Genomic DNA, 21,971 nt, shown 5'->3' with positions numbered 1-21,971 from the left:
CTATTAGATGATAAAGGAAGTTGTATGACTTTAAAAAGTAATTATAAAGATACAAAAAACTACAAAGAAATATAAAAATCAATCTATAGATAAAAACTATAATAATTATAGAAAATATCTATAAAAAGAATTACTTATTAAATGAAAAAGTGATAAAATATTTATATAAATATAAACTGTAAGGGGGCATACAAAATGAAATTTAATAAGATAAACATGGGGCAATATAATATGATGAAAGTTAAAGAAGTACTTAAATGTAGCATTTGTAATGAGGATACTAATTATGTAGACTATTTTAATGGTAATAAATTTTGTTCTACAGAATGCCAAGAGAAGTATTATAAATGGATGAAGAAAAATAAAGAATCAATAGCATAGTATATTTGATATGATGAATTATTTATAATTCATCATTATTTTTATGTATTTATAAACTGTAGTTATGCAACGTGATTAATATATAGCTTTTATCTATGAATAATGTGGTTAAAATCAATTGGATTAGTATAGAGTGCTGGAATATAATAAAAGAGAATTAAGTGTTAAATATTTAACGTTCATTATTTTTATTAAAAAATACTAAGACGGATTAAATTGATTAATAATAGCTTAAGATAAAGTAAGCTGTTTACTATAAAGGAGAGAATACAATGGAAAGACGTATTTCAGGTTATACTACATTAATAGGATTAATAGCAACACCAATTAAACATACAAGTTCACCAAAGATGCATAATGAAGCATTCAGATACTTAGGTTTAGATTATGCTTATCTTGCGTTTGAAGTTGGTAATGATGGATTAGAAGATGCAGTAAAGGGATTAAAGGCAATGCAAGCTAGAGGATGCAATGTATCAATGCCAAACAAAACTGTTATTCATAAATACTTAGATAAATTAACTCCAGCTGCAGAACTTGCAGGAGCAGTAAATACAGTTATAAATGATAATGGTGTTTTAACTGGACACATAACTGATGGTGTTGGGTATATGAGATCATTAAGTGATGCTGGATTTGATATTATCGGTAAGAAGATGACTATAGTTGGAGCTGGCGGAGCAGCTACAGCAATTTGTATCCAAGCGGCTTTAGATGGAGTAGCTGAAATTTCAATATTCAACCAAGATGATGAATTCTTTGCAAGAGCAGAAGAAACAGTTAAGAAGATAAACGAAAAAACTAACTGTAAAGCTAAATTATTCAGATTAGAAGATAAAGAAGCTTTAAGAGCAGAAATAGCTACTTCAGTAATATTCACAAATGGTACTGGAATGGGTATGAAACCATACGTTGGTCAAACTTACATAGAAAAAGATATGTTAAGACCAGATCTTATAGTAAGTGACGTTGTATATCAACCAGCTAAGACTAGATTATTAGAATTAGCAGAAGAAGTTGGATGTCCAACAATAAATGGATTAGGAATGATGTTATTCCAAGGTGCAGAAGCATTCAAATGCTGGACTGGAGAAGAAATGCCAATAGAACACATGAAAGAATACTTATTCGGAGATAAGTAAGCTTCCAAATTTTAATTTGGCAAAGCGAACTTACACCTACGACGAATAGGAGTAGGTGTTTCCTAAAAAGCTTCCAAATTTTAGGTGACACTCTAAATCTTAGATTTAGCTAGTGGAACTTACCTACTTGGTAATTTGGCAAAGCGAACTTGACTGAAACTCCAAATTTAAATTTGGCTAGTTGAAGTTACACAAAGTGTAACCTACGACGAATAGGAGTAGGTGTTTCATTAAAAAATAATACGAAATAAAATAGAATAGTGCATAAGTGCATCTAGGAGGAAATATATATGAAATTCATGGTAATAAACGGACCAAACATAAATATGATAGGTGTTAGAGAAAAGGGAATATACGGAGCAAAGAGCTTCACTGAAATATGTGATTATATAAAAGAAGAGGGAGAAAAGAGAGGACACGAAATAACTCTTCTTCAAAGTAACTGTGAAGGAACTATGATAGATTTCTTACAAAGAGCATACTTTGAAAAATTTGATGGTGTTGTTATAAACCCAGGGGCTTATACTCACTACAGCATAGCTTTACACGATGCAATAAAAGGAAATACAGGAATCCCAACAGTAGAAGTTCATATTTCAAATGTACATGCTAGAGAAGAATTCAGAAAAGAATCTAAAACAGCTCCAGCTTGCATTGGACAAATGTGTGGATTTGGTGAAAAAGGTTATGTTTTAGCTATGGAAGCTTTAGAAGACTATATCACTAGAAATAAATAAGATTTGAATAAATAACGGCTGCTGCACTGTGCACAGCCTTTTTTTAATTTAGCTAAAATTCATAGATTATATCTATTGAAAAAGCTGAAAATATTAATTAGATTTATAGTTCGAATAGAGTTATACTTATGTAAGAAATGATATGAAAACAAAAGTTAAAACTTTATCAATATATAATTTATAGGAGAATGTAGGATGAATAAGTACCAAAACATATTTACACCATTAACAATTAAAAATATGACTATTAGAAATAGAGTTGCTATGCCTCCAATGGGAACAAACTACGGTGGAGCTATGGGAGATTTCACTGAAGAGCATGTTCAATATTATGAAAAGAGAGCTAAAGGTGGAACTGGATTAATAATCGTAGAAAATGCTTGTGTTGATTTTCCAGTTGGTTCAAACGGAACAACTCAAATTAGATTAGATCATGATAGATATATGCCAAATCTATTTAGATTAACTGAAAGATTACATAGACATGGTGCTTGTGTTGCTATTCAAATAAATCACTCTGGAGCATCAGCTGTACCAGGAAGAATAGAAGGAAATACTCCAGTATCTTCTTCAAATGTACCTTCAAAAACTGGTGGAGCTATTCCAAGACCATTAACAGTTGAAGAAATATATGCAATTGCTGATAAGTATGCAGATGCTGCAAGAAGGGCTCAAATGGCTGGATTTGATGCAGTTGAAATTCACGGAGGACACTCTTACTTACTATGCCAATTCTTATCACCTTTATATAATAAGAGAACTGATGAATTTGGTGGAAGTTTAGAAAATAGAGTAAGATTCCCTAAATTAGTATTAGAAAAAGTTAGAGCTGCAGTAGGGCCAATGTTCCCAATAAGCTTTAGATTTAGTGCAGATGAATTCATGGAAGGTGGAAATACATTAGAAGATACATTAGAAATGATGGAATACCTTATTGATGAAATTGATATATTAAATGTATCAGCTGCAGTTAACGATACACTTCAATATCAAATAGATGCTAACTACTTAAAGGATGGTTGGAGATCATACATGGCCAAAGCTTTCAAAGAAAAGTTTAATAAGCCAGTTATAACTTCAGGAAACATAAGAAATCCAGAAGTTGCTGAAAGAATATTAGCAGAAGGACATGCTGATTTATTAGCAATGGGACGTGGACTTATAGCTGATCCAGAATGGGTTAACAAAGTTAAAAGTGGAAGAGAAGATGAATTAAGAAAATGTATATCTTGTAACATTGGATGTGCTGGTCACAGAATCGGAATAAACAGACCAGTAAGATGTACAATAAATCCAGAAGTTATTTTAGGAGAAGAAGCTCATACTTCTATGAAAGTAAACAAGCCAGTTAATGTTGTTGTTATTGGTGGAGGAACTGCAGGATTAGAAGCTGCTTGTACAGCTGCTGAAGTTGGATGTACAACATTCTTATTTGAAGCTAAACCTTACTTAGGTGGATTATCTAGAGAAATAGCTAAATTACCAGCTAAAGATAGAATTAATGATTTCCCAAATTACTTAATTAACAGAGCTAAGAAGTTAAGAAATCTTTATATATTTACAAACACTACTGCTACAATGGAAGCAATAGAAAACTTAAAACCAGATGTAGTTGTTAATGCTACAGGATCAACTCCATTATTACCTCCAATTACAGGATTACATGATAGAGTTGATAAAGAAGATTCAAAAGTATTATCAATATTTGGATTAATAAATAATATTGAAAAGTTCAATGAAATGGACTTAGAAGGAAAGAAAATAGGAGTTATCGGTGGAGGAGCTGTTGGACTAGATGTAGTTGAATACTTCGCTCATAAGGGTGCTCACGTTACTATAGTTGAAAGAATGCCAGCTGTAGGAAATGGAATGGATATAATAACTAAGCTTGACTTTATGACTATGCTTAAGAAGAAAGAAGTAGATGTAAGAGTTGAAACTTCATTATTAGAAATTAAAGATAGCAGCTTTATAGTTAATAAAGATGGAGCTGATGAAGAAATTAACTTTGATTATGGATTTGTATGTTTAGGAATGAGAGCACACTCTCCATTAATGGCGTCATTACAAGAAAACTTTGCTGGAACTAATGTTGAAGTTGTTAACATTGGTGATAGTGTTAGAGCTAGAAGAATTATTGAAGGTGTTGAAGAAGGTAGACATATTACTGATACACTTAAGAGAATTGGAGCTCTATAATATAGATATAAATAAAGTTAAAATCTAAATAAAGTAAAACACGAAAATAACTATCAATAAATTAGTTTATTGATAGTTATTTTTATTTTAATATTCTAAAATAAGACAGGTAGCTTATGTATAAATTGACATTATTTATAAATTATGATATCATTTTATTGTTCATCGGAGGGTATATACGATTGCTATATGCTGGATAAGATGGTTGGATAAGACCAACTATCTTATCCAGCATTTTTGATTTTCGGGAGGATTTTTATTTATGGAAGAAAAATTAACATTAACAGAGGGAAGAATATCAACAACAGTATTAAGGTTTGCACTACCATTTTTACTTGCAAGTTTGCTTCAAGCATTATATGGTGCAGCTGATTTATTAATTGTAGGGCAATTTGCCGATACAGCAGGTGTTTCAGCAGTTGCAACAGGGAGTCAGGTTATGCAAACAATAACAGGTGTAATATTGGGATTAACTACAGGTGGAACAGTATTAATTGGACAGTATTTAGGGGCTAAAAAAGATAAAGAAGTTGTTAAAACTATAGGAGCAATGATAAGTATATTTACTATATTAGCTATAATTTTAACTATAATTATGGTTTCTTTTTCAGGGCAGATAACCTCATTGATGCATACTCCAACAGAAGCTGTCAAATTTACAAAGCAGTATATACTAATTTGTTCAGCAGGCATCCCTTTTATTGTAGGATATAATGTAGTTAGTGGAATATTAAGAGGATTAGGAAATTCAAAGGTACCACTATATTTTGTAGCAGTTGCATGTGTAATTAATATTGTAGTAGATATTTTATTAGTTGGTGTATTTAAAATGGGAGCAGCAGGTGCTGCAATTGCAACAATTAGTGCTCAGGGAATTAGTTTAATATTCGCATGTATTTATATAAGCAAATCAAAATTTGCAGTTAGATTTAAAAGAAAATATATAGTGATTAAATCAGATAAGACAAGTAATATATTAAAATTAGGACTTCCTATTGCAATGCAAGATGGATTAATTAATATATCATTTTTATTAATAACAGTAATAATTAATAATATGGGATTAATTGCATCAGCAGCAGTAGGTGTTGTTGAAAAGATAATAATTTTTGCAATGCTTATACCATCAGCCTTTGGGGCAGCTATTGCAGTAATGACAGCTCAAAATATGGGGGCAGGCCAAATTGAGAGAGCAAAAAAATCATTATATGTAGGAATTGGGTTTTCATTAATATTTGGAGTGATATTTTGTTTATATTCACAATGGTATGGAAGTACTTTAACAGCAATGTTCAGTAAAGATTCTGAAGTAATATCATCTGCTGCATTGTATTTAAGGTCTTATAGTATAGATTGTATTTTAGTAGCCTTTATATTTTGTATGAATTCATTCTTTAGTGGATGTGGACATTCTATGTTCCCGATGATTCATAGCTGTATAGCAACATTTTTAGTGCGTATTCCAGGGTCGTATATATTAAGTAAAGTGCAAGATATTACTTTATATGAAATAGGATTTGCAGCTCCAGTTGCGACACTAGTATCATTAATAATGTGTATGATATATTTTTATTCAGGAAAATGGAAGAAAAATAAAATCGTCAATTAAAATTAAAAGAGATAATGAAAATATAAAGCTGAGTCGGTATTATATATGAAAAATGATTCTAAAATTAAAAATACTATGCTTTATTGGAATAAAATAGATTAATTTTAATTATTTATAAAAAATAATCAAAAAAGGTTGCAGTTGAATAAATACTATGTTATTATAAGAGAGTAGCAAAGTTGCTAACAAAAAAAGTTTCATTTAGGTAAATAGTTTCTCGAAAATTAGAGATTATTATATCAATTTAGAATCTTTAATTTTAGGAGGAATATTTATGACAGATAAAACATTAGTATGTAGAGATTGTGGAAGTGAATTCGTATTTTCAGTAGGAGAACAAGAATTCTACAAAGAAAAGGGATTCGATAACGAGCCAACAAGATGTGTATCTTGTAGAAGAGCTAAAAAAGAACAAAATAGAAGATAATTTTAGATTATTATAGGTTGTAGTTTAAACTACAACCTTTTTTATTTATAATATCAACAAGAAAACGTTAATGAAAGAACTCTTTTAATATATTATTATTATTGGAAGTAGGTAGTAATTGTTTAAGTACAAGCTAAGCCTATTCATTAGGATGTAGAGAATATCTATAGGTATTTTGTGCATTATAATGAATTGAATTTTTTGCTTTTTTAATAAATTTAGGTTGAGTATCATTTTTATACTAGAATTCGTATTAATTTTTTAATCTAATTTTAATCTTTCTTATATTTTAGATTAATCTACTTAAAGTATTATATAACCATAGTAAACAACAAAGATAAATTTATCTGGAATTTAGAATTCGGTTTATGGAGGTTATATAAATGGAAAGAAATGAAATGGTTAAAAAATTAATGGAGAAAGCGCATGTAACTAATGAAGAGGCACAAGAAGTATTAGAAAAATGTAATTGGGATCTTTTAGATGCAATAATTTACTTAGAGAGAAATGGAAAGGTAGAAAATAATGAAACTACTACTATTATTGAAGTAAAAGAAGAAGACCAAAAGAAAGAAGATAACAGTAAAAAAAAGGACGAAAACTATGGTGGAATTGGAGAAGTTATTGGAAGAATATTTAAATGTTTAGGAAAGGTTATTTCTAAAGGAAATAAGAATTATTTTGAAATTAAAAAGGATAATGAAAAACCAATAAGAATATCTTTAACAATTTCAATAATATTACTAATACTATTTATGCCACCAACTGTAATATTATTAATAATAGGTTTATTCTGTGGGTATAAGTATTCAGTTGGAGGACCTAATATGAATTGTGGTGGAGTAAATGATGTTTTTGAAAAGGTATCAGAATCAGCAGGTAATATAAAAAAAGATTTTAAAAAAGGATATGAAGAAAACTAAAATATTATAAAAAGAGTCTTGAATTATTTTCAGGGCTTTTCTATTTTTTAGTGAATTATTTAGAAATATTTTGTACGATGGTATAATTTAATAAATAGGGAAAGAATTTAAATAAGATGTTAATAAATAAAAGCTGGAGGAACGTTTGTGGATAAGCTTAATCTTGTAGAAAAGCTAAGAGAAAAAACTGGGATAACCTATGAGGAAGCAAAAGATGTATTAGAAATAAATAATTGGGATATACTTGATTCTATTTTGTATTTAGAAGAGCAAGGTAAGATAAAAGGGCCTTCAGTTAGTATATTTTATACTAATGAGTATAATGAAAATTATGAAGAAGAAGGTAGCCAATTTAATTTTGAAGAAGTTAAAAAAGAGAGTAATTATAAATGGAATAATAACTTTGAAGGGATTTTTGAAGCTATATGTAAAGTTATAGATACATGTAATAATATTTTTATAGAAATAAGGGGTAAAAATAATTTCTTTTTAAAGCTTCCTCTTACAGTGGTTATTGTTCTTTTAATATTTGGATTTTGGATAGCGATACCTCTTGTTATCATTGGATTATTTTTAGATATAGAGTTTTTTATGGAATCTAAAAAGGTTAACACTGATAAGATTAATGATATTTTAAGAAAAGTATCAAAAGAGGTAAAAAAGATTAAATCAAGAATAAAAGCTGGAGGTAAATAATGATTAAAATTTTAGTTGTTGAAGATGAAGAAAAAATTGCAAGATTTATAGAGCTAGAACTAGTTCATGAAGGATATAAAGTAATAAAAGTTAATAATGGTAGAGAAGGGCTTGAAATTGCTGAAAAGGGTGAAGTAGATTTGGTCCTTCTAGATGTCATGCTTCCAGAGCTTAATGGACTTGAAGTATTAAGAAGACTTAGAAAAATATCAGATATTCCAGTAATAATGTTAACAGCAAGGGATGCTGTTATGGATAAGGTTTCAGGGCTTGATGCTGGTGCAGATGATTATATAACAAAGCCTTTTGCAATTGAAGAATTACTTGCAAGAATAAGAACAGCACTTAAAAAGAGAATAGTTACAGTAAAAAGAGAAGAAGATGTAATAAAATGTGGCTTATTAAGCTTAGATAAGATGAAACATAAAGTAATGTATGATAATAATGAAATTGAATTAACCAATAGAGAGTTTACATTATTACAAATACTAATGGAAAATAAAAATATAGTATTAACTAGAGATGTGCTTATTGAAAAAGTCTGTGGTTATGATTATATTGGAGAAACAAATGTAATAGATGTTTATATTAGATTTTTAAGAACTAAAATAGATGATGTTTTTAATACTAAAATAATAACTACAGTTCGTGGAGTAGGATACGTAATAAAAGATGAATAAGAAGAGAAAAACAAAAAATGTTACATCTATTGCAATAAAGCTTAATGCAATACAAGTAAGAGATTTATTTTTTAAGTTCCTTATAATAGATGCAATTATTCTTATAGTTTTAATAGGATTATGGTGTATTGATGCTGAAAAAAACTTTTGTGGGGAATTGATAAATAATGCTCAAAGATCAATAAGTTTTTATCCAATAGAAACAGCTACATATACTGTAACATGGGATAATGGAAAAACTATGGTTAAGGAAGCAAGTGATTTTTTATATAATATAATAAAAATAATAAGTATAATTGGAATAGTAGAATGTATATTTTTATTAGAAGAAATAATCTTTGGTACAGCTAAGGTTAGAAAAACTTTAAAGCCTCTTAATGAAATAGCAGAAACAGCAGATAGACTTAGCGACATGGTATTTGATGAAGAAAAGTTTCATAGTTTAGAAGATGCTATATCAAAAATTAGTCCAATTTCTTCAGATGAAAGAATTCATATTGGAGATAGTGAGTTTAAGGGGTTAGAGGATGCTATTAACAAGTTGTTAGATAGAATGAGGGATTCTTATAGGCAGCAAGCACGATTTGTTTCTGATGCTTCGCATGAACTTAGAACTCCTATTTCGGTAATTCAAGGTTATGCAAATATGCTTGATAGATGGGGGAAAAGTGATGAAAGTGTATTAGATGAATCTATTACAGCAATAAAATCTGAATCCGAGAATATGAAAAATTTAGTTGAGCAACTATTATTTTTAGCAAGAGGTATTAATGGCAAAACGCAGCTAACTATAACAGAATTTTCTTTAAGTGATATGATTAAGGATGTTGTAGAAGAATCTAAAATGATAGATGATAAACATATATATAGTTATATTAAGTTAGAGGATGTTAATATTTATGGAGATAGTGGTCTTCTTAAGCAAACTGCTAGGATATTAGTTGAAAATGCAGCAAAATATACGGAAAATGGAGAAGATATAATATTAAAAATAGGGAGAAATAATAAGGGGGAAGCTTATTTTTCTGTACAGGATAATGGGATTGGAATGGATACCAAAGATGTGCCACATATATTTGAGCGTTTCTTTAGAGCTGATACTGCAAGGGTTAGAAAAAATGGTGGTACTGGTCTTGGATTATCTATAGCTAAATGGATTATTGATAATCATAATGGATATTTTAGTGTTTTGAGTAGAAAAGAAGTAGGTACAAGAATTACAGTGTATCTACCACAAAACAAATAGAAGATATATATATTGTAATAATCCATCAATGACAATTGAGGTAAGTAATTTTAATGAAGTAGAAGAATCAATCTCAATTCTAATAGAAAGAAATAATAAGTAAACATTGTGGATATATAAAGGTTAAATCAAAGAATAAGGGTTCACTGTTATCAACTTTCTTGAGGAATAAATAATGAAAAAGTAAAGTTAGAATTGATAAAAATAATAAATATAATAATAGATCTAGTTTTATATTAAACTAGGTCTATTGTTATATTTGAAGAAATTATTAAATATTTGGTAAATTAAAGCGAAAATGAATAATATTATTGAAAAAAATGTTGGTTTTTATATAATATAATTGGAAATATTTTAATATGTAATAGATACAAGATATAGGGTAGGAGATTCATGAGATTAAAGAAAGTAATAAACGCAGCATTAATATGTATTTTAATTAATATTTCAAGTTTTGAAAGTATATCAGCAGGTATATTAATAAAAGGACAATTTGATAAATTATCTATTGCTGAAGGTCTTTCAAATGAATATATAACAACAATTTTTCAAGATAGTAAAGGGTATATGTGGATAGGTACAGAAGATGGTCTAAATAGATACGATGGCGAGGTAGTAAAGACATACAATGCAGATATTAATAGTTCAAATTCCTTAAGTTCAACATATATAAATGTTATAGCAGAAGATGATCTTGGTAATATATGGATTGGGACCGATAATGGTTTGGATATTTTAATGAATAATATTGATGAAGTAGTACGGATTAAGGAATATAAGAATGCTAAGTATAATTTAGGAGAAGTAGAAATTACAGCAATATTAAATACTAGTTATGAAGAGAATATTATGTTAGTTGGTACTTCAAATGGATTAATGAAAATAAATATTGAAACTTGGGAAGTGGAATGTTTTTACAATGATGAAGAAGATAAGAACTCTTTGACTAATTCGTCAATAACATGTTTAGAAGAGGATCTATATAATAAAATATGGGTTGGAACAAAAAAGGGAATAAATATAATAGATGAAAATTCTGAAATTATATATAGCAAAACTGAAGTATATGAAAATAAGTTGTTTATTTATGATATTGAGAGTGATAGCAAGGGATATATGTGGATTTCTACTAAAGAAGGAATTATTATATATGATGTAAATAATGGTGAAGATATACAAATATTTATTTTATCAAATGATGATGTAAACTTGTATACACTTGATGAAGATAAGATGAATAGTATTTTAAATAATGAAGATAAAAATATAAATATATATAATAATAACTTTATTATGAGTGATAATAAAAATAATATGTGGATATCTAGTAGTGATGGAATAAAAGTATATTTTAGAGATCTAATGGAAATAAAGGGGTTTAAGAAAGATACAGAAATACCGAATTCTATTTCGAGTGATGTTATAACGTGCTTTTATCAGGATAGTAATGGGGTAATATGGATTGGTACTGATAGAGGAGTAAATATATTAAGTGGAAATAAACAATTTAATCATTCAAAAATGGATGAAAAAGGAGGAGGAGAATTATATGATAAAGATGTAATATCTATTTTACAGCATGGTGAACAATTATGGGTAGCTACAAAGTTTGAGGGAGTATACATATATGATAAAGATGACAATTTAATAACTCATTTAGACGAAGATGATAATAATATTATTATGAATGATAATTATATAAAAAATATATTTAGTATAAATGACCAATTTGTTATTATTACCACTAATAAATATTTAGTATCAATTGATACAAAAAATTATTCATATACACGTCATATATATGAGCAAGATTGTTTTTATGAAGTGAATTATTTATATAATGATGGAGAAAAAATATGGACAGCTACTGAAAATGATTTTTATGCTTATGATATTAATTCAGGAGAAAAAGTATATTATAGCAATGAATTGAGTGCAGCTAATATAAATCCAGGTAATATAAAATATATTATAGCAGATAATAAGGATAATGATATTATTTGGTTAAGTGGTAGTGATACTGGGATAATTAAATATAGTAAAGAAAATGGTATTATTAAACAATATATTAATGATTCATCAGATAAAGAATCATTAATTAGTAATAATATAAATTGTATTACTTTTGATGAGTTGGGAAATTTATGGATAGGAACTAATATGGGATTAAGTAAATTAGATGTAGAGTTAGAGAAATTTACTTCATATACAACGGCCGAAGGTTTAATTAATAATTTCATAAATTCAATAGTGCCTGATAAAAATAATAATCTTTGGATAAGTAGTAATAAAGGTTTGAGTAAATTAAATTTAGAAACAAAAGATATTATAAACTTTACAGAGATAGATGGTATATATGGAAGTAAATTTAATTTAAATTCTAGTGTAATATATTCAGATGGAACTTTGATATTTGGAAGTACAAAAGGGATTACATATTTTAAATCACAAGAAATAGTTGAGCCAGAAAAAACTGATGATAAGGTAGTTATTGGAGAGATTTTTATAGGGAAAAGAAAGGTGATTTATGATGGTCATGAGCTGATTCTAGAATATGATGATAGATATTTATTTATTGATTATTTCTTACCGAATTATAGAAATTTGGGTAATATAACTTATGAATATATGATTGAAGGAATCGATTCAGAGTGGATATATGTAGATTGTAATAGTGATTTATCTATAAAGTTTTTGGAGCCAGGTAAATATACTTTAAAAATACGTGCTAGAGATGGACATGGTAATTTAACTGAAGAAACAACTATGAATATAAGGGTGAAAAATCCGATGTGGAAGACACCTGCAGCTTATTTAATATATATTTTTATATTAGGAGCATTAGTTTTATATATCTTTACTTATGTTAAGATATTAAGGAAATTAGTAAATCAAAAAACAATGAAATTAAATAAGCAATTAGAAGAAAATAAAAGATTAAGTGAAGAAATAATAAATACAGAGAAGTTTAAAAATAATTATTTTGTAAACTTATCACATGAGCTTAGAACACCTATAAATGTAATATCATCAACAGTTCAATTAATAAATGCTTTTAGCAAAGAGGATGCTATGACTAAGGAAAAATCAAATAAATATATGAATATTATAAGCAAAAATTGTGATGGTTTATTAAAAATAATAGGTGATATTATAGATAGTTCAAAGATAGAAACTGGTCATTATAAAATTAATAAAGAAAATAATGATATAGTATATATAGTTGAAGAAGCTGCACTTAATATGAGTAAATATATTGAGGATAAAGGCTTAACACTTACAATTGATCCAGATATGGAAGAAAAAATAATACATTGTGATGCTACTGAGATTGAAAGATGTGTGATAAATTTATTAGGTAACGCAGTGAAATTTACTCCAGAAGGTGGACAAATATATGTATTTATTTCGGAAGTTAAGCAATACGTTGAAATCACTGTAGAGGATACAGGTATAGGAATATCAGAAGAGGATCAAGAGTTTATCTTTAAAAGATTTTCACAAGTGGATGGGGCTAATGTTACAAAGGTAAGTAGTAGCGGTATTGGGCTTACACTTGTTAAGTATATAGTTGAGCTGCATGGAGGATATATTAGACTTGAAAGTGAAGTTAATAACGGAAGTAGGTTTACTATAGGACTTCCTAGTGTATTAGAAGAGTAAGTTTTTATTAAATTTAGAAGTTAGAATTAACTAAGGTCCATGTTAGTTATAACTTTTTTCAGGAAGAAATATAAAGGGTTTTAGTATAGAGGAACTAAAAAAGATAACAATTATTATTAAAAATAAACTAATAAACTTATCATGTATTAGATATATGGTAAGTTTATTTTTATGGCTATAATAGGAATACTTATTGATTCTAAGAATACTGAAAATGCTAAAAAAGCATTATTATATATGATTGAAAAATAAAAAAAGTTCCTGATTAAATGGTTATATTTAGTCAGGAACTTTTTTATAATATATAAATATTTATAAAGATCACAAGAATAATTGATAATGATTATCAAATGAGTTAACATAAAAATATAATTTATTTTAATAAAGGAGGTCATGGATATGAATATATTAATTGGGCTATTAATACCTTTGTTAGGTACTACATTAGGTGCTGCTTGTGTTTTTATAATGAAGAAGGAGATGAGTAAACTTGTTAATAAGGCATTGCTTGGATTTGCATCAGGTGTAATGATTGCAGCATCAGTATGGTCATTAATTATACCAGCAATTGATATGAGCAATAAAATGGGTAAGTTTGCATTTGGTCCAGCAGCAATTGGAGTATTAATAGGAATATTTTTTATGCTTATTTTGGATAGAATAATTCCTCATCTTCATTTAGATAATGATAAGCCTGAAGGATTAAAGAGTGAAAAGCTAAAGAAGAGAACTATGCTTGTACTAGCTGTTGTATTGCACAATATACCAGAGGGAATGGCTGTAGGTATTGTTTTTGCTGGAGCCATGAATACAGGAAGTACAATAACTATTGCAGGAGCATTTGCTTTATCAATAGGGATTGCTATTCAAAATTTTCCAGAAGGGGCCATAATATCAATGCCTTTGAGAAGTGAGGGAATGAGTAAAGGAAGCTCTTTCTTTTATGGATTTTTATCAGGGGTTGTTGAGCCAATAGGTGCAATTTTAACAATTCTATTTTCTGCAGCATTAACACCTGTAATGCCTTATCTTCTTTCTTTTGCAGCTGGGGCAATGATTTATGTTGTTGTTGAAGAATTAATTCCAGAAAGCTCAATTGGAGATCATTCTGATATAGGGACAATAGGATTTGCAATAGGTTTTGTAATTATGATGATTTTAGATGTGGCATTATCCTAGTTATAATATTATAAATATAATTAATTGAGTAATGGATATTATTCTTAAAGTGAAATGAAGTTATATAAAATAGTGATAAAACTATATAAAGCTAATCATTCTAAATAATTAAAGGAATGATTAGCTCTTCCTAAAAATATTAAACCTTATTGTGTTCTACCAATGGGATATTCAGCCGTAAAGATAAATCAAAAGATAGATATGATGAAAGTAGAATTTATAAGGAAATATATAATTAAGAAATATAAAGGATAGTTAGGTCATATATGGATACAAACTATGAAATTAAGTATCTAAATATTTTGCTAGTAGATAATTATATTTAATTATCTACTATCAATTTTTGTTTTATTACATTCCAATGTTTAATATAGAATCATCGCTATTAAATGTATTAGCATTATATAAGAACAATATATCTGTTATTTCCTTATTTTCAATTAAAGTATCTAAGTCATCATAGAAATACCTTAAATCAACTACATTAATTTCACCATAATGAGAAGTTAAAAAAGGCAAGAAACAATTTGCATAGGAGTCTTTTATAATTAATAACTTCTTATTTGGATCACCTAAAGTTTTTATATTAATTAGGGGCTGATTTCCTCCGGTAAATACACTATATTTATCTTTCTGATCTAAATATGTACTGTCAAATAGGCTTGTACTTTTCTTTTGGTCATTTACATAAGTCACAACAAAGTCTGATTCCTTAGGGATGTACACATCAATACTGTCAGCCTCACTATCTTGTACACCTATTTTAGAAGATAGACTTCCATAAAATGAATCAGTAACAGTAACAACATCAAAGTTTTCAATAGGGTTTGGTGTTAATCCTAATTTTTCACACATTACGGTATAAGCAATATAAGCGCCTTTACTTGTCCAGTGATGATCTGTTTTATAAAATATGTACTCATCTTTATTTTCTATTAAAGCTTCATATGGGTTTATAGTATTAATATTATTGTTTAAGCCTGAAAAAATAGTATTTATATAAGATAATTCATCATCATTAGGAGCATATTTAGGTAAATTCTCTTCAAGAACTTTAGTAGCTGTAGGAGATAACATAAAGCTTATATTTAAGTCTTTATACTTTTCAGAAAAAGAATTTATGGCGTCTATTTTAGCGTCAGTTTCCTCTTCTGGCCCTTCTTCAAATTTTTCAAATAGTTGTCCATCTTCTCCGATGAAGACAGAGTTAATTTCAGTTTTCCCAGATAGCTTTTCTAAATTAGTCTTGATACTGACAAAGCCCTTCCTTCCAGCAAAATTATCTTCTACATATTTTGTGTAGTCCTCAACAAAATCTCCACTTAAGAAGCTTTTTATAGTAAATTTAGGCATTGTGGCTAATACTCTATTTTCTTCTTCAGAGAATGTATTATCGATTTTTAAAACGTTAAAAAGTATTGTAACTGTAATAAAGGATATAAATATTAAGGACATAAGTACATTTAGAGATCTATTATATTTTTTGATTTTTCTTTTATTTATTTCATTTCTTTTAGTTTTATATTTTTTTTGGGGATTTTCCATAAAAATACCTCCTTAAAACCTAAAGTATAAGAATGGGTTATAGCTTGCTCCTACTAAATAGGTAGTAGAAATTATTAGGATTAACAAATTAATTGCTGTTATTATAAATATATCATTTTCTTTAAGTGCAGACTTAATTTTATTAGTAGAAAATTTGATTAATTTTGTACTACATATTAATCCAAGAAGTAGAATGATAAAATTATTAGTTAATATATATTTAGATAGATTATCAATAAATATGTTATTACTAAACCCAAACATTATTTTTATATAGTTACCTGCATCAGAAAGTGTACTCGTATCAAAAATGACCCAACCTATAATTACAATTATTAATGTATATATGTGTGAAAATATAGAAGGGATTTTTTTCAATAAGTCCTTTAAGTATATTTTTTCTATAAATAGAATTATTCCAAAGTATAGTCCCCAAGCTATAAAATTAAGACTGGCTCCATGCCACAGCCCAGTAGTAAACCATACAATAAATAAATTTCTAATTTGAATAATTGTACCTCTCTTATTACCTCCTAGAGGTATATAAATATATTCTCTAAACCACCCTCCTAATGAAATATGCCACCTTCTCCAAAACTCAGTTATACTTTTTGATATGTATGGATAATCAAAGTTTTCTAAAAATTCAAAGCCAAACATATTAGCAAGACCTATAGCCATATCTGAATATCCACTAAAATCAAAGTAAATTTGAAGAGTAAAAGCAATTATACCTATCCAAGCTAACACAACAGATAAATCACTTGAATTTAATTCTTTTACTTGTGACCAAATTAAGCCTAGATTATTAGCTAGTATTACTTTTTTGCCTAAGCCTGTGATGAATCGTTGAACTCCTTTTCCAAACTTATTTATACTTTCTTTTCTATTAGAAAGTTGTTTATATATATCGGTATATTTAACAATTGGTCCCGCAACAAGTTGTGGAAACATTGTGATATAAGCCGCAAAATCTATTAAGTTTCTTTGTGGCTTTGCTTTTTTCATATAAATATCAGCTACATAAGATATTTGTTGGAATGTATAAAATGATATTCCAAGTGGTAGAGCAATAGTTTTAACCTTTAAGTCCAAACCAATAATAGATCCTAAGGTTTCTATAGCAAATCCATAATATTTAAAAAAGAATAGTATGCTTATATCTATAAGTAGTATTGTTATAAAAATGAATTTAGATTTTTCTTTATTGTTAATATGTACTCTAATTATTAAAGCTCCTAAATAATTTATAAGTATTGATATAATAATGAGTATAATGTATATAGGTTCACCCCATGCATAGAAGATTAAACTAGCTAAAAGTATAATAGTGTTTCTTAATCTTTTAGGAGCAATATAATAGCTTATTAAAGCTAGTGGTAAAAATATGAATATAAAAATTAGGCTGCTAAAGACCATGGTTATTCACTCCAATTATTTAGTTATTTAAAATTGTCTTTAATTAGTTTGTATATAGATGAAGAATCTTCAGATATAATAAATATTAAATATTGTCCTTCTTCCTCTAATATGGCGTTTTCGATGATTTTATATTTTTCAGGATTATAGTTTTTAAAGCTTTCACTTTGTTTTTCTAGTCTTGCGTTAACTTTTTCTTTGATTTCATCCATGCTTGCGCCATTTTTTAACTTTAATATTAATATCTCTTCAACATCCATATTACTTTTAGGTGCATAAGATATGAAATCTTCAATAGAGTTCATATTAATGTAATATAAATTTTTTAATGTTTTTTCATCTCCAATATTTATAGAATCTAAGTTTAGGTTTTGTTCTAAATTAGATTTTATTGCAGACATATCAGCACTCTTAATACTTAATATAGGATATAAACCTATGAATAAAGAGATAATTATAACTATTTCAAGTAAATAATATTTTGTATACTTTTTTTGTTGGTTAAATTTTGGTTTTTTATATTTATGTATCATATATAGTCCTCGTTATAAAATTAATAATATTATTAATTTATCAATTATGAAAATTTTAAATTATATAAAAATATTTATATGGTAAAGTAAGTTTTGTTATATATAATTTAAACTTTACTGTATGTAATTAATAAGAAAATCTAACCATAATGTATAGAAATCATATTTATAATGAATTCCATCTTGCTCATGCAAATAATCTTTTTCAGTTATTACGCTGGCTAAATCTATATAGGTACTACCTGTGGCGGTGGCAACTTCATCAACTTTCAATCTAAAGTTATTTAGGTTTTCATTAGTTAATCTAGGATTTGTGTTAACTGCATTATCCATTACAGTAAGGGGAGATATTAAATAAATATTTGTTTTTGGTAGTACTGCTTTAATTGAATTAATAAGTTCAATATATTTTTCTTTAAATGCATTAGAGCTTTCTTCAGGCGAATTGCTATCAAAGGCAATAACGTCATTCATTCCATATAATAAAACTAAGTTTTTAGGATTAATACCTTGAAGCTTGTCTATACTATTTAAAGCTTTTATAACAGTATCCCCTTTATTGGCAATTACGTTATAGCTATCTAAAATACCAAATTCAGATAATGCTTCAGTTATGGAATCTCCCATGAAAATAGTATTTTCATAGTATTTACTATAATTGATATTCATGTTTTCAATGGATTGATCTTCAGTGTTATCATTTTTGGCATTTAAAATACTATCTTGATAAGTATCTATCTTATCTTGCAAATCATCTAAAGATTTATTTTCTAATTTCACAAGATAATCTTTTTCAGGTGTGCTTTTAAAAACTCCACTTAACATACCTGTAATAAATGAAAATATAATATAAAGTGACATTGCTAAGGTAATTACAGTTAGTATTTTTCTTCTCATTTTATCTTCCTCTTGAATATTATAATTAATAAAATTATAAGGCAATTATTAGGGGGTTTTGTTACAAAAGAGTTACAAATTTCATATATAGGATATAAAAGTGTTTATAATTTTATAGTTAAAAATAAAAAATTCTTGCTCTATAATATGTAGTCTGGAGCAAGAATAAATATCTAATAATCAATTAATAACATTATAAATTATTAGTAAGTTTTTTATATGTATTAAGTTTATAATTTACATTTCTCTCATAGTCTAATTTGAAGAACTCTGTATATATGCAATCTATAACATATAATAATGTAGAAAAAATATTAGTAAATGATGAAAATATTAATTACTGTTTAGGTTGTAGGGCTTGCAAATTAAATGAAGGAATATGTATTCATAAGAATTATATGACAGAAATTTTAGATAAAATAATAGGCTCAGATATAATAGTTTTGCATCACCAGTATACTTTTATAGCTTTAATGCACAAATGAAAACAATTATGGACAGAACTTATGCTAAGTTAGAAGGTGTAAAACATAAGGAAGCTTATCTTATTATAAGTGGAGTAGCACTTACTAAAAAGTATATGAATACAATTGTAGAGTCTTTTGAAAAATACATTGATTATTTTGAAAACATTAAGTTAAAGGGAGTAATCTATGGCTGTGGGGCAATTGAAAAAGACTTTTTAAAAGGAAAAGATATAATAAAAGAAGCATATGATATGGGGAAATCTACAAGATAGATTATTCCTTTGTCATATGCTTTATAATAGATAATTAAATTTTAAGTTTTCTAAATGCTAAAGGGGTTTTACCATGAGTTTTTTTAAACATTTTAACGAAATTACCACTATAATTATAACCAAGTTGTTTAGCTATTTCATCAATACTTAACTCAGTTGTAGATAATAGATTTTCTGCCATTGTCATTCTAATAGAGTTAGTATATTCACTAATAGACATATGATATTTTGCAGAAAATCCTGCCTTTAATTTTTGTTCATTTAAAAATACAATTTTACTTAAAGCTTTTATAGTTGGAGGATTACATGCTTCTTCTGTTAATATATCATGAGCTTTTTGTATTGCATGTGCATCTGATGCAGTTAATGTAATGTATCGATCTTTTCCTATCTTAATTTTTCCATAGTTTAATTGATTAGTAAAAACATTTTCTGGTGAAGAACTTAACTCCTTAGAAAGTAAAGCTATAGATTCTAGAATTTTGCTTTCTAAATATATAGGGGTAAGTTCATTGACTTCAGACATACTTCTTAGTCTTTGTATGATTGTAGATATTTCAAGTGGAAGATATCTATATGTATAATTACTAATAAAGTTATCAAAGTCTAAAGTATTAGGAAAGTTTGGCTTTATTATTTCATCAAAGTATTTTTTGTAAATTGTTATTTCGGCTCCATGAAAGTGTTGACCTTTCTTCCAAAACTGTTTTCCTTGAATTGTTTTTTCAACTACAAAAAATGAGGATGGAGTGAAAGAAGATATAGGATTATCTTCAATTTCAAAAGCAGTCTCACCAGTATAAACAGTACCAAATCTCATTATTTCTTCATTATGCTCAAAAGAAATAGAAAAATCGGCAGGAATACTATAGTCGCCTATTCCAAAATCATAATATCCTTCACGTGAATATTTAATAAAGTAGCCTAAATCAGGTCTGTTTTCATTTTTATATATAGTATAGTTTTCACCTTTATATGGTTCAAAAGTCATTTTATTTAAAACGGTAGTTTGAAAATCTTTTGTTGTTTTAGAAATCATATTATCCCTCTATATTTAGTAAGTATTAGTTTAATTATATATTTAATGCATTTAAGAGCAAAGTAAATAATTGCCTTTGCATTAAGCGATTATACATTTGAAATATGAGAAGGCTTTTAGTATAATTTATGATATAAATAGAGAATAATTATATAGTAAATATATTAAAAGCCACAGACTTGCCACCGGGTAAGTGTGATATTGGTGTTGAAAGTACTTCGTTAGGTCTTTGAAGAAGTGCTTTTGACACCTTTTTTTGTTAATAAATATATTTTTATATAGTTATTTAATAATTAAATATGATAGGAGTAGTTTATAATATGGCGATTTATTCAATTACTAAATGTACTTTAAAAGACATAGAAAATGTTATAGATATAAGTAAAAAGACATTTTATGAAACATTTGCAGGTGAAAATACAAAAGAAGATATGGAAGAGTATATAAAAGAAAATTTATCTTATAATAGGATAAAAAGTGAAATTGAAAATAGTGATTCAAAATTTTACATAGTTAAAAATAATGATGAAGTTTTAGCGTATATGAAGATTAATTTTGATAAAGCACAAACAGAGAAAAATCATGATAATACATTAGAAATTCAAAGAATTTATGTATTACAAAAATATAAAGGAAAGAAAATAGGGAAAATGTTAATAGAAGAAGCAAAGAAAATTGCAATGGAGAATTCCTTAAGATATATATGGTTAGGTGTGTGGGAAAAGAACTATAGTGCAATACAATTTTATGAAAAACAAGGATTTGAAAATTTTGATACACATATTTTTAAATTAGGAAATGACGAGCAAATAGATAATTTAATGAAATTTAATTTATAGTATAAAAGTAAATAGAATAGATGTATAACGAGTAATAGTAGATACTATTACTCGTTATATTTATATAAGAAATAATTG

General features: G+C 27.3%; 20 protein-coding genes. 15 read left to right on the top strand and 5 right to left on the bottom strand.

All coding sequences use genetic code 11. The annotated features are described in order from the left end of the window. Nucleotides 1–195 precede the first annotated feature (195 nt). From I4V63_RS04490 to I4V63_RS04435, 12 genes are all read left to right on the top strand, one after another. A complete protein-coding gene (locus I4V63_RS04490) occupies nucleotides 196–381 on the top strand; it encodes a hypothetical protein (protein ID WP_196000102.1) in 186 nt (61 codons plus the stop codon). Between the two features lie 272 nt (nucleotides 382–653). Beyond that, on the top strand, nucleotides 654–1,523 hold the full coding sequence (locus I4V63_RS04485; RefSeq protein WP_196000101.1) for a shikimate dehydrogenase: 870 nt from the start codon (nucleotides 654–656) through the stop codon (nucleotides 1,521–1,523). Nucleotides 1,524–1,813: 290 nt separating this feature from the next. After that, entirely contained in the window at nucleotides 1,814–2,260 is a 447-nt protein-coding gene (aroQ, locus tag I4V63_RS04480; RefSeq protein WP_196000100.1) for a type II 3-dehydroquinate dehydratase, read from the top strand. A 195-nt stretch (nucleotides 2,261–2,455) separates the two neighbouring features. Then, a complete protein-coding gene (locus I4V63_RS04475; RefSeq protein ID WP_196000099.1) occupies nucleotides 2,456–4,459 on the top strand; it encodes an FAD-dependent oxidoreductase in 2,004 nt (667 codons plus the stop codon). A 262-nt stretch (nucleotides 4,460–4,721) separates the two neighbouring features. Further along, complete coding sequence (locus I4V63_RS04470) at nucleotides 4,722–6,068, top strand: MATE family efflux transporter (protein WP_196000098.1); 1,347 nt, start codon at nucleotides 4,722–4,724, stop codon at nucleotides 6,066–6,068. 274 nt (nucleotides 6,069–6,342) lie between these two features. Beyond that, complete coding sequence (locus tag I4V63_RS04465; protein WP_196000097.1) at nucleotides 6,343–6,495, top strand: zinc-ribbon domain-containing protein; 153 nt, start codon at nucleotides 6,343–6,345, stop codon at nucleotides 6,493–6,495. Nucleotides 6,496–6,878: 383 nt separating this feature from the next. Beyond that, nucleotides 6,879–7,418, top strand: coding sequence for a DUF4342 domain-containing protein (locus I4V63_RS04460; protein ID WP_196000096.1), 540 nt, complete (start codon nucleotides 6,879–6,881; stop codon nucleotides 7,416–7,418). Between the two features lie 147 nt (nucleotides 7,419–7,565). Then, nucleotides 7,566–8,114 (top strand): ubiquitin, encoded by a 549-nt coding sequence (locus I4V63_RS04455; RefSeq protein ID WP_196000095.1) that lies wholly within the window; start codon nucleotides 7,566–7,568, stop codon nucleotides 8,112–8,114. Next, nucleotides 8,114–8,794, top strand: a complete 681-nt coding sequence (locus I4V63_RS04450; protein WP_196000094.1) for a response regulator transcription factor — start codon at nucleotides 8,114–8,116, stop codon at nucleotides 8,792–8,794. Before I4V63_RS04455 ends, I4V63_RS04450 begins: the two co-directional genes overlap by 1 nt. Continuing rightward, nucleotides 8,787–10,040, top strand: coding sequence for a HAMP domain-containing sensor histidine kinase (locus I4V63_RS04445; RefSeq protein WP_196000093.1), 1,254 nt, complete (start codon nucleotides 8,787–8,789; stop codon nucleotides 10,038–10,040). Before I4V63_RS04450 ends, I4V63_RS04445 begins: the two co-directional genes overlap by 8 nt. 393 nt (nucleotides 10,041–10,433) lie before the next feature. Beyond that, nucleotides 10,434–13,703, top strand: coding sequence for a sensor histidine kinase (locus I4V63_RS04440; RefSeq protein ID WP_196000092.1), 3,270 nt, complete (start codon nucleotides 10,434–10,436; stop codon nucleotides 13,701–13,703). A gap of 399 nt (nucleotides 13,704–14,102) precedes the next feature. Further along, a complete protein-coding gene (locus tag I4V63_RS04435) occupies nucleotides 14,103–14,882 on the top strand; it encodes a ZIP family metal transporter (RefSeq protein ID WP_196000091.1) in 780 nt (259 codons plus the stop codon). Between the two features lie 351 nt (nucleotides 14,883–15,233). Here I4V63_RS04435 and I4V63_RS04430 read toward each other — a convergent pair whose 3' ends face one another. The 4 genes from I4V63_RS04430 to I4V63_RS04415 form a co-directional block, all read right to left on the bottom strand. Next, nucleotides 15,234–16,427 (bottom strand): DHHW family protein, encoded by a 1,194-nt coding sequence (locus I4V63_RS04430; protein WP_196000090.1) that lies wholly within the window; start codon nucleotides 16,425–16,427, stop codon nucleotides 15,234–15,236. A gap of 12 nt (nucleotides 16,428–16,439) precedes the next feature. Then, nucleotides 16,440–17,846, bottom strand: a complete 1,407-nt coding sequence (locus I4V63_RS04425; RefSeq protein ID WP_196000089.1) for an MBOAT family protein — start codon at nucleotides 17,844–17,846, stop codon at nucleotides 16,440–16,442. Between the two features lie 23 nt (nucleotides 17,847–17,869). Next, nucleotides 17,870–18,379, bottom strand: a complete 510-nt coding sequence (locus tag I4V63_RS04420; RefSeq protein WP_196000088.1) for a DUF4358 domain-containing protein — start codon at nucleotides 18,377–18,379, stop codon at nucleotides 17,870–17,872. Between the two features lie 114 nt (nucleotides 18,380–18,493). Next, nucleotides 18,494–19,276 carry a GDSL-type esterase/lipase family protein gene (locus I4V63_RS04415; protein ID WP_196000087.1) on the bottom strand — a complete coding sequence of 261 codons (783 nt, stop codon included), beginning with the start codon at nucleotides 19,274–19,276 and terminating at the stop codon, nucleotides 18,494–18,496. Nucleotides 19,277–19,554: 278 nt separating this feature from the next. Between I4V63_RS04415 and I4V63_RS04410 the strand changes: the two genes are divergently transcribed. Together I4V63_RS04410 and I4V63_RS04405 are read left to right on the top strand one after the other, a co-directional pair. Continuing rightward, the gene (locus I4V63_RS04410) at nucleotides 19,555–19,761 is read left to right on the top strand and encodes a hypothetical protein (RefSeq protein WP_196000086.1); all 207 of its coding nucleotides are present in this window, start codon (nucleotides 19,555–19,557) and stop codon (nucleotides 19,759–19,761) included. A gap of 8 nt (nucleotides 19,762–19,769) precedes the next feature. Next, the gene (locus I4V63_RS04405) at nucleotides 19,770–20,015 is read left to right on the top strand and encodes a hypothetical protein (RefSeq protein ID WP_196000085.1); all 246 of its coding nucleotides are present in this window, start codon (nucleotides 19,770–19,772) and stop codon (nucleotides 20,013–20,015) included. Between the two features lie 34 nt (nucleotides 20,016–20,049). Here the strand turns inward: I4V63_RS04405 and I4V63_RS04400 are convergent, their stop codons facing one another. Next, nucleotides 20,050–21,054, bottom strand: coding sequence for an AraC family transcriptional regulator (locus I4V63_RS04400; protein WP_196000084.1), 1,005 nt, complete (start codon nucleotides 21,052–21,054; stop codon nucleotides 20,050–20,052). Nucleotides 21,055–21,374: 320 nt separating this feature from the next. On the opposite strand from I4V63_RS04400, the gene I4V63_RS04395 reads away from it, so the two are divergent. Continuing rightward, nucleotides 21,375–21,893 (top strand): GNAT family N-acetyltransferase, encoded by a 519-nt coding sequence (locus tag I4V63_RS04395; RefSeq protein ID WP_196000083.1) that lies wholly within the window; start codon nucleotides 21,375–21,377, stop codon nucleotides 21,891–21,893. Nucleotides 21,894–21,971 lie beyond the last annotated feature (78 nt).

Source organism: Clostridium sp. 1001271B_151109_B4, assembly GCF_015670405.1.
Classification (GTDB): domain Bacteria; phylum Bacillota; class Clostridia; order Clostridiales; family Clostridiaceae; genus Clostridium.
This window is presented reverse-complemented; position numbering and strand designations above follow the sequence as displayed.